Source organism: Tenacibaculum sp. 47A_GOM-205m (assembly GCF_000518405.1).
Lineage (GTDB): Bacteria > Bacteroidota > Bacteroidia > Flavobacteriales > Flavobacteriaceae > Polaribacter > Polaribacter lutimaris.
Genome location: NZ_JADN01000003.1, coordinates 383,249 through 397,540 on the forward strand (window position 1 = coordinate 383,249; position 14,292 = coordinate 397,540).

Sequence of the window (14,292 nt, forward strand, 5' to 3'; positions counted from 1 at the left end):
ATTGAAAACTAAATGAAGCTAATCCATAAAATCTTTAAAACCTTCACTAAGCATGTGAAGCACAAATAAAAGTAATAGTGCAACGAGTATGTATTTAATTACAATCATTTAAGTTAATTATAATACGTATTTGTTTTTCACCCAAGTTAACGAAGTATTAACAATTGTTTTTTTGTAACCATTAACAATATCATTTACCATATCAATCTGAGCTTTCGAGTTCAGATTGTTTGTTTTTATCCATTCCTTTAAAACTTTCCTTCCAAACTCCTGGTCAACTTCAAATTGCAAACAATCACTAATAATACCCTCGTTTATTTTTCCGAAAGGATTATTCTCAACCGAACTTTTAAAGTTCTCAAAAACAATTCTACCATGCTTTTTGCAAAGCTCTTCAAGTAAAGAAATATTCATCTTCTCCAGTGTTATGATCTTACAAATTTACAAAAGGTTCAACTTTACTATTGCCAACTATGTAAAGTTTACGCAAATGTTGAACAGTTGAACTCAATTCAATAAAACCTATTATTTTTTACAAATTATCAATTTTCAAACTTTAAAAATTCAACCAACCCCCGAACCCCCAAAGTAAAAAACATTTAGAGCAAAAAGGAGCGAGATATTTCGTTCAACAGTTCAACAATTCCAACATTATAAATATTATTTATAGTAAGTATTTGATATTTAATAAGTTAGTATTTGTTTTATCTTGTTTTATGCGTGTTAAAATGTTGGAAAAAGGTGAACGCGTTTTTTTTCGTTCCAACATTTTTACAAGTCGTTCAACTTTTTCCAACAGTGTTTAAAAATTTAAACTATTGATTATTAGTGTTTTGGTTGTTTTGTTGGAAAAGTTGAACGGAATTCCAACAAAAAACAGGTTACTATAAAACAAGTCCTATTTTACCACTGCTCACCATTTTATATTTGGTAAAAATTAAAAATCATGGCAACAAGCAATCAAATTGAAATTTTTAAGGAGGTTATTAAAACTCAAAAAAACAGATCGGTAGCTACTATGGAAAAAGTAACTACAAAAAACCCTGAAGAAACTATTAAAAACCTTCAAAAAAATGGAGTGAATAGATTTGAAGTAGTAAATAAAGACGAAGGTGTTAAGGTTCAGTATAGCAAGTCTTTAGGTGGTAAAAATTACGAAAAAAAAGTAGTGAAAATGTAACGGTTTCACTACTTTTTTAGCTATATTTAAGTTGAATTCAATTGATTAAGAAATGACAGGAAGTATAATTCTAAACATCCCTCTTAAACCCTATCTAAAAAAGTATTTATACAAAAAATTTGGTAAAATACATCATGCTTCCAGAAGTTCATGGCTAGGAGCTTACGTTATTGATATTTTAGACAAAGAGTATCGGAAATCGAATGAAAGCATTAAGAAGGAAGACTATTTTCCTGTTGCTATTCCTTATTCTGTAGTATGTGATGTTGGCTTTTCTGTAAGTAAGGTAAAGTTATCGCGTTTAGAAGTTATGATTAGAAAGGTATTTTATAATGATTTGTATAGCTACATTGAAATATCTAGAGATAATGAATTGAAAATATATAACGAAGAGTATAACTCAATAATAAAACAAAATGCAATTAGAGCTATTAGCCAGTATTTAAGTTTTTTTGATATAACTGAAGATGAGCTAAGTGCAGACTCTGTTTACCGTCAATATTCGAGGTATAAAAAGGACAAAGTTGCAGAAGCCTTAAAAGAGCAACATGTTTAAGCCCTTTGTTTATAATGGGTACAGACTAGGACAAAATTTCAGAATCTTTTTTTTGTCCTAAAATTATAAATTTATGACTACACAAAATACTGCAAATTTTGAGCAAATAGGAGGTTGGTTTAATGTTCAAATTGTTACTCCAGAAGAAATTATTAGCTCGCCAAAAGTATTAACAAATACAAATGCTTCATCTATTGTAATTGAACCTTCTGATGATACTTTAGATATTTTACCGATTGCTGAAAATATAACCATAACAGAAACTCCAAGAACTAACAAACACGGAACCTATTACGATATTAGAGCTCAGTTTGAATTAAATATACAAACTAAAGATATTGACTCTTACTTTAATAATTACATACATAAGCATGTTGTTTTAATTGGTATTAAACATTACGGGCAACAAAAAATGTATGGTTCAAAACTATTTCCTTTAGAGTTTACCTACACTAATTTAAACGGAAAAAAACTACAAGACGGTTCTTTAATTCGAGTTTCGGTATTTGGTAAAATACCACAAAAGCCTGTGTATATCAACGATTAAGCACAGTTTTAAAACCGTGTCCTATTTTAAGTTTTAGTGTGAAGCTAAGTTTGTAATGTGCAAAAAGCATATTACAATGAGTATTAATAATTTACATTCTTTAATTACAGGTCGTTGGTTTATTGAAAAAGATTACGGACAAGCGTTGTTACCTTCTCTTTATTCAATTTTAAATGGAAAAATTACATTTAAAACTTCTGATAAATCAAAACCAGAAGCTTTTATTTTTGGAAATAACAAGTCTCTTATAGCTGCTTCTAGTTTTAATAACGAAACAAATAAAGATAACTATGTTCTGGTTGTTTCTATAAAAAACCCAATTTATAAGTACAATCAAGAATGTGGACCACGAGGTACAAAGTCGAAGCAAAAAATCATGTCAATTTATGAAAATGACCCAAATTGTAAAGGTGTTGTTTTAGATATTGATAGTGGAGGAGGTCAAGTTTCAGGTACTCCAGAGTTTCACGATTTTATTAAAAATTATTCGAAACCAGTTGTCGCTTATACTGATGGTTTAATGTGTAGTGCTGCTTATTATATAGGGAGTGCTTCTTCTCATATTGTTGCAAATAAAAGAGCTGATGCAATTGGAAGCATTGGAACTATGATTCATTTTGTTGATATGACTGGTTTTTATGAGAAGAAAGGAGCTAAGGTTATTACTGAGTATGCTACAAAGTCAACAAATAAAAACAAAGATTTTGAAGATCTTTTAAAAGGGAATCCTGAAGGCTATATAAAAAATGTTTTAGACCCTATAACAGAAACATTTCATAATGATATGAAATCAGCTAGAGAAAATATCTCTGAAGAAGTTCTAACAGGAGGAACTTATGATGCTGAAAAATCTTTAAGTCTAGGATTAATAGACGAAATAGGAACACTTCAAACTGCTATTGATAAGGTATTTGAATTATCAAAAGCAAACAATAATTCAAACAATCAAAACAATTCAAATAACATGGCAAGATTAAATGTACCTAATCTAGAAGCTGTTATTGGCGAGCAATTTTCAGAAGCAGAAAATGAAACTGGTTTATTGCTAACCGATGATCAAGCAAATGCGATTGAAAACCAATTGCAAGAACAAGCAACTGCTTTAGAAAATGCAACTGAAAATGCAACTGAATTAACAAATGCAACTACTGAGGCAACTAACGTAACAAATGCGATTCAAACAGCATTAACCGAAGCAGGAGTAGAAAACGCTGCTGATATGAGTAATGTTGAAGGAATACAAGCTTTAGCTGACTTAGTAGCTGAGTATGGAGGTAAAGATGGAGCTAAACAAACCACTCCTCAAGCGTCTACGGATGAATATTTTACTGGAGATGCTACAAGTAAATTACAAGAAACAATCGAAAACCTATAAAAATGGCAGATAATACTTTACAAGTTGCAGATATTGTATCTGAATACGGTGCCTACTACATTCCTGGTAGTGCTAATGAAAAACAGTTGATTTCTTTACAGAAACAACAAACAAAAACACCTAGTTATGCTACTCCTATTGTTTCGGATGCTACTGTTTATAGAGCTCCTCAAACTTATATGAGTGAAGTTATTCAGCCTTTCCAATCTAAATTTACAGATAAGGGGCAATTAACAGTTAAGCCAAATGATATTCCGACATATAAGATGAAAATCGATACAGGTTTTTATCCTGATGAGTTGGAAGAAACTTATTTAGGTTTCTTAACTAAAGTTGCTGAAGCTGATAGAGCTAAGTGGCCTTTTGTAAAATGGTTCTTAGAAGTTCATATTCTTGAGCAGAAAAAGCATGACTTAGAAACGCAAGCTTACGGTAAGGGTGTTTATGTTGCGCCGACACCAGGAACAGCTGGAGCAGCTTCTACGTGTATGAATGGATTGGTTAAATTAATTGATGATGGTATTGCAGGTACTGTAACACCACATAGCTTAATGAACCCTGTTGTTTTATCAGCTGCTGTGTCTTCTTCAAATGCATTTGATATGATTGAAGAGTTCGTAGATAATTTTGATACTGAAATTGAAGACGAACCAATTATAATTGGTTTAGAACCTTCATTGTTAAAGTGGTATTTAAGAGATAAAAGAAATACTCACGGAGCTGACACTAATTATACAGAGAATAAAGCTTATAAAGTTGATTTTATGGATAATGTAGAGTTAGCGCCAATGCCTTCGTTAAAGGGTACAGGAATTATTTTTGGTACTACTAAAAAGAATTTTGTTCATATCACTCCTAAGAAAAAAATGAACCCTATTAGAATTGAAGGTGCGAAAAGAGAGGTGTCTGTTATGGGAGATTGGAGAGAAGGACTTGGTTTCTTATTTAATGAATTGGTTTATGCGTATAAACCAGTTTAGGATTAGTAAAATTTATTTTTTTTAAAACAACACTTTAAAAATGGCAAACACACAAACAAATGCTTCAGCGGATAAAACCGCTGAAGTTACAGATAACAAAGCTTTATTAGAAGCAAAAGATGCTACCATTGCAGAATTAAAAGAAGAAGTAGCAAAAAAGGAAGCTGCTATTGAAGATGCAGTTAATGAACAAGTTTCAAAAACTGAATCAGAAATTTCTGATTTAAAAGATCAAGTAGCTAATAAAGATGAAGCTTTAAAAGCAAAGGATGTAACTATTGCAGGATTAGAAAAGCAATTGAAGGAAGCAAATGCAAAACCAACTGAAAGTGATAAACCTGTTTATAAAGGATATCAGTTTTTAGTGGATTCTTTTAGATTTAAAGGAAACAAGCATAAGTCGGTAGAAGCTGTTAAAGATGAGTCTTTAATGAAAGCTTTAATTGAAGCAAAATTCTCAGGACTTAAAAAAGTAAAGTAACATGAGTATTAAAATTGAAAATATTGGAGGAGCTACCAGCGAAGTGTCTGGTGGTTTTTCACATACTGAGGTGTATGTTGCTTTATTAGAGCATTTCACTTCACTTACCGAGCCTGCAGAGCGCGATGGTGATACTCCTGCTGCTACTTTAGCAGATTTGGTAACCATTGCAACCCCGCATACGTTTAATGTTGGTTTTGGATTTACTAAAATTAAAGCCATTAGCGAAACCGTTGGTTTAGAAACAGCACAAATTGGAGATCCTACTAAATCACCAGTTCAAGAAAATAAGCTAACTATTCAAATGTTAGGGTCAAAAGCAGAAATTCTAGGCTTTAAACGTTGGGCAAAAGGAAAGGACTTAATTGTTTTAGCTACTGAACACGAAAGTGGTAATTTACGACAAATAGGTTCTGCGAAGTTCCCAGGTAAATTGTTAGAATCTAACAGTAAAATTGAACCTGCTTTAGAAGGAGAAAACACTACTACATTAGTGTTTCAAGACAAACAGAAATATGACGCCCCTATTTATACTGGTACGGTTGATGTTCAACCAGCTGCTTAATTATTTCATCGTTTTTATTTGATTAATTCTAAAAAACCACCTGAATAGGTGGTTTTTTTGTGTCCTATTCTAAAAATTTGACAATTGCCACTTTTACACTATGAAAGTTAATGAGTGGTTTACAAACGTACAAGATTACCAACAAGGAATTATTTTATACAGCACCTTACCAGGTGCTAAACCTAATTTGGTTCGTTTGTTTTTTAAAAAGCAGTCGAAAGCTAATGAGGAAAAGTTAGCGTACGAATTATCTAAGTATAAAGAAGAAGGTGCTATCGAGGATAAAGTTGACAAGGAATCAGTTATTCCTGAGATTGTACCAGAATCTAATAATGTTGTTACAGTTACTCACCAATCAAAAACACAATTTTTTTATAGATTAAACGAGTTGCATACTTCGTTGCATGGTAAAGCAAGAGAGCAAAGAGATTTATTTCAAAAGGCTATTTCTTTAAAACTTCAGTTAAATGAACTTCATGAGCTTGAGGAAGCTAAAGCGTTATCGTTATGTATTGAAATTGAAAATACTTTTGATAAGATAGATTCAATTCAAAAAATCTTAAAGCATTATGTGGACCACAAAGTGGTGTTAGATATAACCGAACAAAACTATTCTGACTTAACTCCTGCACAGTTATTACTTAGAATAAAGAGTAAGCGGGAGGCTCGAAGTAAACAAAAAGCAAGAGTTAAAAAGTTAATGGTTGAATTAGGACAAAATTTGTCCAAAAGTCAACGAACCAAAAAAGAAGTTGCTTTAGAAAAAGCAGAGGCAAAAATTTTGGTATTAGATCAAAATGTAAATGAGTTAAATAATTTGATAAATAAGGGTTAGTTGTATGGAGAATGGTATTGAATTACAAAAAGGAAGAGATACTTCGTTTGATAAGATTTTCGCTTATTATTTGAATCCTGATAAGTATACGCTAACACCAAAACAAGAAGAAATTAAAGAACGTTGGTTAGCAGCTTGGACACTACGTCTTAAAAAAAAATCTCCTACCAAAGTTGCTCAAATACTTCAAGAAACATACAAAGAACAAAAGCTTTCAAGAGCTCAAGCTTTTAGAGATGTTCAAAACGCTGAAAAACTTTACGGTAATGTAATTAATGCTGATAGGGTTGGTAGAATGGCAATTCACTACGAATATGCGTTAGAGGCTTACAAAAAAGCTTTAAAAGCAGGAGATTATAAAGCAGCAAAAGGGTTTTTAAGTGAAATGAGAGAATCGTTACCGTTTGAAGATAATCCACAATTTAATCCTGAAAAATTAGAAAATAAGCCTGTTAAATTTTATGTAGATAAAGCAGTAGAACTTGCAATTGCAAAACAGTTACAAGCAGGTGTTTTAGATTTTAATAATTTAGAGATGGAAGATATCTCGCATGAAGAAGTAGGTAATGAGTAAGATTTTAAAAGTATTTTTAAATGCGGCTCAATTAGCTGCTGTTATTGCTGTAACTGTTCTTAAAAAAACAAAGATTTACCTTGAATGGGGTCGAGGAACAGGGAAGTCTTTTATACTAGCTTTCTTTATTAAGGAAATGGTAAAGCAAATGCCAGGGGCATCATTTGCTTTGGTTGGTTCTACATACCAACAAATATTAGCGAGAACTTTACCTTCTACAAAATTGGGATTAAAAAAATTGGGATTATACCATGGAATAGATTATGTAGTTGGAAAAAATGGTAAAAGTTTAGGTTTTAAAGAACCTATTTACCAGCCTGATAAATGGAATAATATAATTCATTTTAGTAATGGCGCTATTTTTCAATTAGTTTCTCTAGATAATCCAGATAGTGGACGTGGTTTAAATGCTTTTGGTATTGTTGCTGATGAAGCTGCTTTGTTAGATCCTGTAAAACTTTATAATAATGTAAAAACTACCAATAGAGCTGTTGAAGAACAATTTAAAAAATGCTCTATGTTGGGTATTCAGGTGTATGCATCGTCAACCCCGTTAACAAAAAAAGGGAAATGGTTTACCGATATGGAAGCTGTAGCAAATCGTAAACCTAAAGAATATGCTTTTATTAAGGCTTCTGCATTAATAAATAAATTAAATATTAGACCTGAATGGTTTCAAGAGATGAAGGATGAAACACCTTCTGAATTAATCTATAATGCTGAGATTTTAAATATAAGACCAAAGGAAATTCAAAATGGTTTTTATCTACAGTTAAAGCCAGAGCGACATTATTATATTAATTACAATAATGATTATCTGGAGAGTATAACTGCGGATTATACGGTTAATAGTTTTAACTGTAATCAAGATAACGATATAGTTAAAAATCGCCCTTTGATATTGTCTATTGACTGGGGTACCTTTATTTCAGCAGTTGTCAGTCAGAACTTACCCAACGAATACAGAGTTTTAAAACAGTTTTGGGCGACTCAATCGGAGAGTTCACAGGACCATGAAGATTTAATAAATGACTTTGACGAATACTACAAGCCTCTACATAATAGGGTAGTTCATTTGTATTATGGGCATGATGGTAATACTATAAGAAAAGGTACCAATGAAACGTATGGTGATGAGCTTGTGAGAATACTGAGAGCAAAAGGATGGACAGTATACGATAAGAGTAAGCATAAACCTGTGGCACCACATAACGACAAGTATATACTGGTTAATATGATGCTAAAAGAGAGCTCTTCTCGATTTAAACCAATAAGAATAAATGAGCAGAACTGTCCTGATCTTACTATTAGTTTAGAGCGAGCAGAAGCAGCAGAAGGTAAGAACGGAATACAAAAGGTAAAGAAGGACGAGCGAAACGCATCCATGAAGCAGCAACATACTACACACTTGTCTGATGCCTTTGATATACCTGTGTATTCGTTATTCAAATCAAAACTAAAGAAAGACACTGAGTCGCTCGACTTACCAACCGTGCTTGGATAATTTTCAAACCAAAATTTCATATTTCCTAAACTTTCAATAATGGCAATTGTCATTTTTGAAAGGATGCGGCGAGCCAAATCGTTTGAAAAATAGATTTTAAAAGCTTAAAATCATGTTTAAAAGACTGTAAATCAATTTTTTAAGTTTTTAAAAATGAGATTTTTAACTAAAAACAGATATAAATCATATAGTTTTAGAGGTACTTACAGCAGTTTTTTTATAAAAAAGGAGTTGTAATTATAGTTTTTGTCTCAAAAAAATGCTGTCCTATTTTAAAACTCGTAGTTGAGCGAATTTTGAAATATGGAACAAGCAATATCTTTAAATGATGCTATAGCAATTATTGATGCAGTTGATGTAAAAGGCAATGCATTACCTTTTGATATTACTTTCCGTACGTTACAACGAAATTCTAAAACAGGAGGCAAACTCTACACTTACAATCAAGTAAAAAAGCATCGTAAGGTGAAATCTGATAATCCTAATTATTTAAAGCAGGCGCAATCTCCTGAAAGAAGAAAACGAAATCCTAATCACTTTTTAAATCGCACACGTAATCTCGAATTACAAAATGGTGATATAAAAACAATACATATACGATTAATCATAACCGTTAATGGCTTAAAAGTTATTTATTAAATGAGTACTCAATTTTATGGAGATTTTGCTATTACAGGAGGTAATGTAAAAGCAGCCGTTGCCTTTTCAAAAAATAAAAACGAAGCTACTGTTACAAGTGTTTCGTTAACCGCTGAACACGAAAACGGTAAGATTGCTGCATGGGGAGCAAATAATGATTTTCCGCAGCAATTTTTAAAGAAAATCAAACCTGCAGGAGCTTTGCGTTCAGGTTTACGTACCAACAGAAAAGCTCATTATGGTTCTGGTTTTGTTTTAGCAGAAGAAACTTTTGAAGAAGGTAAACGAGTTATTACCCAGAAGAGTATTCGCCAGTATCCAGAAATACATGAGTTCTTTATTAGAAATCAAATGAAAAGGTTTCATAAAGAAATTATTACCGATTTAGAGTATTTCGCTCTGGCAGTACCAGAGTATGTGCTTTCCAACGACTTTAAAAAAATTAACAGAGTAAAGCGCCAAAAAACTGCTGATTTCCGATATGAAATAATGAATGAATCTACAGGGTTGATTGAAAACGGATATCTATCAACTAAGTGGGCAGAAGGTGTAGATGCTGCTTCTAAATTTGTTTCAAAAGTTCCTTTAATTGATAGTTACTGGTCGGCAGAAGAAGTACGTGAGTATTGTAAGAAGAAAAAAATTAGAAACTTTATACGCCCTGCATTTTATCCGTTAATCAACGAAAGTTATTATCCAGATCCAGAACTTCACTCAATAGAAAGTAGCGGGTGGTTAGACATCATTAATTCTATTCCAAAGTTTAAAAAGGCCTTCTTAGAAGAACGAGCAAACATCAATTACCATATAGAAGTTTACGAAGAATATTTTCAAAAGAAATACAAAGAAGACTGGGAAGGCTTCACTCCTGAAAAGCGAAATCAAATTCAGAGTGAATTTGTTGAGGAATTAGATGCAGCTCTTAGAGGAGCTGAAAAAGGAGGCGCGTCTTTAATGTCAATTATTTATAAAGATGATACAGGAACACCACAACCTGGTTTAAAAATAACTGATGTAGGACAAAAAAACACAGACGGCAAATACTTAGATGATACTTTAGCAGGAACACAAGCAGCGTTAACTGCTGCATCTGTAGATCCTTCTATTATTGGGGCAGGAATACCAGGAGGTAAACTTGGAGCTGGAAGTGGTTCAGATAAAAGAGAAGGATGGTTAATTCTTTCAGCAATGAAACATACCGACCGAGAAACAACTCTTGAGCCTTTTGAATTTATTCAGCAGTATAACGGATGGGACCCGAATTTAATTGGTGCTTTTGAAAATACGGTGTTAACCACCTTAGATAAAAACCCAACTGGAACACAAAAAGCAGCACAGATATGATAATTAAAGATACAGCTACATTAAGAAAATACTTGTCTGTTAACGGTTCAGTAGATCATGATAACATTGCACCGTATTTAAGAAAAGCCGAACGCACATTTTTAAAACCTGCTATTGGCTCTGAACAATTAGCAATTTTTGATACTGAGGTTACAGATGAGATAATAAAAGAAGCTCAAGAACTAGCGCAAGAAGTAGTTGCTAATTATGCTTACTTTCTTTATTTACCAATAGGCGCAGTTCAAATTACTGATAGTGGTATTCAAGTAGCAGAAAATGAACACGCAAAATCAGCAAGCGATAAACAATTTAAAGAGTTACAGCGTTCCTTTTTAAAGTCAGCACATGAGGCCCTTGATGAATTACTGGCTTTTATGGAAGTAAGCGCCGATAAATTTATAGAGTGGTTTAATTCGGATACACATACCGTTTACAAAGATTTACTGGTAAACAAGACGGATATTTTTAATAAATACTATTACATCTTTAATTCTAGGCAAACGTTCACATCCTTAAAACCTAATTTACAAATTACTGAAGACAGGTTTATAAAAGCATCCGTAGGAAAAGAATTACTAGAAGCTTTAAAAGAAAATCAAACAGATGAAAATCGTAAGGAAGTAAAAAAACTTTTACAACAATCAATAGTTGCATTTACGGTAATGCTTACGGTTGAAAATGGAATGTTTGTTTTAGATGCCAAAGGAATGCACATGCGTTTTGATGTATTACCTTATGAAAAAACCATAACCAACGTAAATTTAAAAATCAACGACTTTTTATTAAGAACAAAAGACAATAAGCAAGTAGAAGGAGAAGAGTATTTAAAAATGGCGTTAAATGTTATAAAAGAAAATCCAACAAAATTTACCGAATACACCGAAAAAGAGCAGGCAGATTATATAAATATTACTAAAACTAAATCGATTATAAGCTTGTAAAAAGCTGTCCTATTTTAAAGAGTTAAACAATAAGATATTTGAATTATGATACGGTTTTTTAGTGCAGTAAAACAAGGAGTTACCAATGTAGTCGTTTTTTTTAAATGCGACTCAGAAAAAATTACTTGCGACCGAGACGATATAACTTGTGATATAGATTAACATGGCAACATTTAACGAAACAATAAATACAGGTACAACCCCAGGAGACGGACAAGGAGATGGCTTACGTACAAATATGCGTAAGCTTATTGAGAATGATAATTTTTTGAAGCAGGAGATTGAAAATATTGAAAATAAAATTTTGAATATATCTTCAGGTGAAGGAGGGAAAAAATTTGAAAACTTATCTCAGATGCAAGCTATAACACCTGTTCCATCTGATTATACTGTAGCAGAGGTTACAGTTAATGGAGAGCAGGAGTATCATATTTGGCTATCTTCAGAGCCTAACGGGACAAAATTTTACAAAAAAATAGAGAGTGTTCAAGCTGTTTATGATGACCTAAAAAATAAAGCAGATTTAATAATCGGTAAAAACTTGTTTGATAAGAATTCAGTTACAGAAGGTTATGCTATTAACTTAACAAATGGTGAGTTAGTTGTTTCAGCGACAAGATATGTTTCTGACTTCATTCCAGTAACAGAAATAGATTATGTAAGTAGTCATACAATGTATCAAATTGCTTATTATGACAGCAGTAAGGTTTTTATATCTGCAAACGACGGAAGTGCAACAACAATTTTAACAGTACCTAATGGGGCTTCTTTCGCAAGAATTACTATACATAGCAGTGTTAATAAAGATGTTTTTCAGCTTGAACAAAACACAGTGTCTACTCGTTATGAGGCCTACAAAAAAACTATAAGATCTGAACAAATAAATTTAGATGGAGAAATCAAACGAAATAATGATAAGCCATTATCAGGTGGTAAGGTGTATCCAATGTCTAAGTACCTTTCAAGTTCAGATAACATGATTAATAGCGGTGACTTTCCGTTTTATGATTATCCTTTGTATAATGTTGTTTATGGAGATGCATTAATGAATAATGGCGATAATGGATTGGATTTAATTATAACAGGAGATACACAAATTGCAACGGGTAAAGTATTTGATAACACAGTTAAAAAAATCACTTTAAAAGGTGTTTGCGAAGCTAACAATACCACTTATTTTGGAATAGGTTTAAAGAATGGGAGTTATTGGGGAGGCATGATGTATAGAGGGTCTAACGGCGCACGATCAATGCTTCAATACGCAAGTAGTTCATTTGTAACAGGCGCAAGTATATCTTCAAGCGAGGTTTTTAATATTGGAGATGAAGTTATTGTGGAAATTCAATTTATTGGAGGTGCTTCTTATGTAAGAACTGCTGTAAATGGAATTTTCTCTGCACTAACAAGAATGTCAGAAGAATTTAATAATGTCGATGTTGGCGGAGAAGTTCACATTTGTTTTAGAGGCTCAACAGAGTGGAGTAATTTAACTTTAAATGTTCAAAAATCATCAAACAATGAGTTAAGTAAAACATATTATGTGTCAAAAAACGGAAGCGATACTAATAGTGGAGCTTCGAGTAATGATGCTTTTTTAACAATAACAAAAGCAGTTTCAGAAAGCAACGGAATTAATGAGATAATTGTTGAAGAAGGTGATTATTATAATGAAACATTTAATCTATCAACAGGAGTTAATATAACTGCCAAAATTGGGCATAAAGTCAGAATTATTGACGGTTTACATATTACATCCGCAAGTTTAGAAAGCGGATATACAAAGGTTTATTCGGTTGCTCATTCAGATACTTTAACATCTTCAATGTGGTTATGGCAACATGATGTTAATGATGAGGCAACATCAGTTGCTGTAATAGATTCACACCCACTCCATCGAGGTCTAACTCATAGATTGCAATCAACAAAATGTACATGGAAAAATAGTCTTGCAGAATTAGAGAGTTCAGATAGTTCAAGAAGTTATTTTTATTGGAATGCAGGCACTTTATATTTTACATTAGTTGCTGATTCTGATTTAACTCAAAATCCAATAGTAATTCCACAAAATAAGATTTATGGTAATGGATCAAATGGAGTGAAAGTATATCTTAACAATATTAACTTTCTATACTCTTCTGTTAATTTAAGTAATACTCTTTTTGATGTTAGTGATTGTTCTGTTATGTACTCAACTTACTTCTATGGCTGGCAGTATGGCAGTTGCGTAGGAGGAACATTTAAAAGATGTAGAGCGGGAGGTATAAATTATAACGCAGGTAGCGGGGGGGATGGATTTAACGGAACAAATAGTGCGCCTTCATCGTTACACGCAAATATTACATCAATCTCTAGTTTCGATTGTTGGGCACACGACAACTATGATGATGGAGATAGTTTACACCAATATGCTAACTGCTCAATTTATGGAGGATTGTATGAGTTTAATGGTTCAGCTATAACTGCTGCTAGTGGTGGTAATATGTCTGTTTACAACGCTATTATTAGAAATAATGATGCTGGATTAGGAGCGCAGGGAAGCCCTCCAAATGGCTACCTAAACACAAGTATTCAAGCAAATAGTTGCCTTTTTGAGAATAACACTATTCAGAACACTAATAGCACAGGAGATGACACAATAATTTTAATTAACTGTGTAAGTGTTGGAAACCCATTCGCAACAATAGGAGTTAAATTATATAACTGTACAGAAATTCAATAATGTTAAAAATTATTTTTTCCAATAATAAAAATAGAGAGTTTGTTAAGTTAAT

The 14,292-nt window shown here is 32.4% G+C and carries 15 protein-coding genes; 14 read left to right on the forward strand and 1 reads right to left on the reverse strand.

Features of this window, described 5'->3' with window-relative positions:
- Positions 1 to 117: 117 nt before the first annotated feature.
- On the reverse strand, positions 118 to 414 hold the full coding sequence (locus N534_RS0101945) for a hypothetical protein (protein WP_028890862.1): 297 nt from the start codon (positions 412 to 414) through the stop codon (positions 118 to 120).
- A gap of 532 nt (positions 415 to 946) precedes the next feature.
- Between N534_RS0101945 and N534_RS0101950 the strand changes: the two genes are divergently transcribed.
- The 14 genes from N534_RS0101950 to N534_RS0102015 all read left to right on the forward strand — a co-directional run bounded on the left by N534_RS0101950 (position 947) and on the right by N534_RS0102015 (position 14,240).
- The gene (locus N534_RS0101950; RefSeq protein WP_028890863.1) at positions 947 to 1,180 is read left to right on the forward strand and encodes a hypothetical protein; all 234 of its coding nucleotides are present in this window, start codon (positions 947 to 949) and stop codon (positions 1,178 to 1,180) included.
- Positions 1,181 to 1,232: 52 nt separating this feature from the next.
- A complete protein-coding gene (locus N534_RS0101955) occupies positions 1,233 to 1,736 on the forward strand; it encodes a hypothetical protein (protein ID WP_028890864.1) in 504 nt (167 codons plus the stop codon).
- A gap of 73 nt (positions 1,737 to 1,809) precedes the next feature.
- The gene (locus N534_RS0101960; protein WP_028890865.1) at positions 1,810 to 2,283 is read left to right on the forward strand and encodes a hypothetical protein; all 474 of its coding nucleotides are present in this window, start codon (positions 1,810 to 1,812) and stop codon (positions 2,281 to 2,283) included.
- A 76-nt stretch (positions 2,284 to 2,359) separates the two neighbouring features.
- Positions 2,360 to 3,658: a S49 family peptidase gene (locus tag N534_RS14945; protein WP_051435816.1), complete on the forward strand. Its 1,299-nt coding sequence runs from the start codon at positions 2,360 to 2,362 to the stop codon at positions 3,656 to 3,658.
- Positions 3,659 to 3,660: 2 nt separating this feature from the next.
- On the forward strand, positions 3,661 to 4,638 hold the full coding sequence (locus N534_RS0101970) for a hypothetical protein (protein WP_028890866.1): 978 nt from the start codon (positions 3,661 to 3,663) through the stop codon (positions 4,636 to 4,638).
- Positions 4,639 to 4,678: 40 nt separating this feature from the next.
- Positions 4,679 to 5,119, forward strand: coding sequence for a hypothetical protein (locus N534_RS0101975; protein ID WP_028890867.1), 441 nt, complete (start codon positions 4,679 to 4,681; stop codon positions 5,117 to 5,119).
- Between the two features lies 1 nt (position 5,120).
- The gene (locus N534_RS0101980) at positions 5,121 to 5,684 is read left to right on the forward strand and encodes a hypothetical protein (RefSeq protein WP_028890868.1); all 564 of its coding nucleotides are present in this window, start codon (positions 5,121 to 5,123) and stop codon (positions 5,682 to 5,684) included.
- Between the two features lie 100 nt (positions 5,685 to 5,784).
- Positions 5,785 to 6,519, forward strand: a complete 735-nt coding sequence (locus N534_RS0101985; protein ID WP_028890869.1) for a hypothetical protein — start codon at positions 5,785 to 5,787, stop codon at positions 6,517 to 6,519.
- 4 nt (positions 6,520 to 6,523) lie between these two features.
- Entirely contained in the window at positions 6,524 to 7,093 is a 570-nt protein-coding gene (locus tag N534_RS0101990) for a hypothetical protein (protein WP_028890870.1), read from the forward strand.
- Positions 7,086 to 8,597 carry a hypothetical protein gene (locus N534_RS14285; RefSeq protein WP_051435817.1) on the forward strand — a complete coding sequence of 504 codons (1,512 nt, stop codon included), beginning with the start codon at positions 7,086 to 7,088 and terminating at the stop codon, positions 8,595 to 8,597. Before N534_RS0101990 ends, N534_RS14285 begins: the two co-directional genes overlap by 8 nt.
- A gap of 303 nt (positions 8,598 to 8,900) precedes the next feature.
- Positions 8,901 to 9,236, forward strand: coding sequence for a hypothetical protein (locus tag N534_RS0102000; protein ID WP_028890871.1), 336 nt, complete (start codon positions 8,901 to 8,903; stop codon positions 9,234 to 9,236).
- Positions 9,237 to 10,580 carry a hypothetical protein gene (locus N534_RS0102005; protein ID WP_028890872.1) on the forward strand — a complete coding sequence of 448 codons (1,344 nt, stop codon included), beginning with the start codon at positions 9,237 to 9,239 and terminating at the stop codon, positions 10,578 to 10,580.
- Positions 10,577 to 11,521, forward strand: a complete 945-nt coding sequence (locus tag N534_RS0102010) for a DUF6712 family protein (RefSeq protein ID WP_028890873.1) — start codon at positions 10,577 to 10,579, stop codon at positions 11,519 to 11,521. Before N534_RS0102005 ends, N534_RS0102010 begins: the two co-directional genes overlap by 4 nt.
- Before the next feature lie 163 nt (positions 11,522 to 11,684).
- Entirely contained in the window at positions 11,685 to 14,240 is a 2,556-nt protein-coding gene (locus N534_RS0102015) for a hypothetical protein (RefSeq protein WP_028890874.1), read from the forward strand.
- Positions 14,241 to 14,292: the final 52 nt, after the last annotated feature.

Bases quoted from the DNA above. Each gene is read 5' to 3' on its own strand.
- N534_RS0101945 (WP_028890862.1), bottom strand. From the start codon at position 414: ATGAATATTTCTTTACTTGAAGAGCTTTGCAAAAAGCATGGTAGAATT.
- N534_RS0101950 (WP_028890863.1), top strand. From the start codon at position 947: ATGGCAACAAGCAATCAAATTGAAATTTTTAAGGAGGTTATTAAAACT.
- N534_RS0101955 (WP_028890864.1), top strand. From the start codon at position 1,233: ATGACAGGAAGTATAATTCTAAACATCCCTCTTAAACCCTATCTAAAA.
- N534_RS0101960 (WP_028890865.1), top strand. From the start codon at position 1,810: ATGACTACACAAAATACTGCAAATTTTGAGCAAATAGGAGGTTGGTTT.
- N534_RS14945 (WP_051435816.1), top strand. From the start codon at position 2,360: ATGAGTATTAATAATTTACATTCTTTAATTACAGGTCGTTGGTTTATT.
- N534_RS0101970 (WP_028890866.1), top strand. From the start codon at position 3,661: ATGGCAGATAATACTTTACAAGTTGCAGATATTGTATCTGAATACGGT.
- N534_RS0101975 (WP_028890867.1), top strand. From the start codon at position 4,679: ATGGCAAACACACAAACAAATGCTTCAGCGGATAAAACCGCTGAAGTT.
- N534_RS0101980 (WP_028890868.1), top strand. From the start codon at position 5,121: ATGAGTATTAAAATTGAAAATATTGGAGGAGCTACCAGCGAAGTGTCT.
- N534_RS0101985 (WP_028890869.1), top strand. From the start codon at position 5,785: ATGAAAGTTAATGAGTGGTTTACAAACGTACAAGATTACCAACAAGGA.
- N534_RS0101990 (WP_028890870.1), top strand. From the start codon at position 6,524: ATGGAGAATGGTATTGAATTACAAAAAGGAAGAGATACTTCGTTTGAT.
- N534_RS14285 (WP_051435817.1), top strand. From the start codon at position 7,086: ATGAGTAAGATTTTAAAAGTATTTTTAAATGCGGCTCAATTAGCTGCT.
- N534_RS0102000 (WP_028890871.1), top strand. From the start codon at position 8,901: ATGGAACAAGCAATATCTTTAAATGATGCTATAGCAATTATTGATGCA.
- N534_RS0102005 (WP_028890872.1), top strand. From the start codon at position 9,237: ATGAGTACTCAATTTTATGGAGATTTTGCTATTACAGGAGGTAATGTA.
- N534_RS0102010 (WP_028890873.1), top strand. From the start codon at position 10,577: ATGATAATTAAAGATACAGCTACATTAAGAAAATACTTGTCTGTTAAC.
- N534_RS0102015 (WP_028890874.1), top strand. From the start codon at position 11,685: ATGGCAACATTTAACGAAACAATAAATACAGGTACAACCCCAGGAGAC.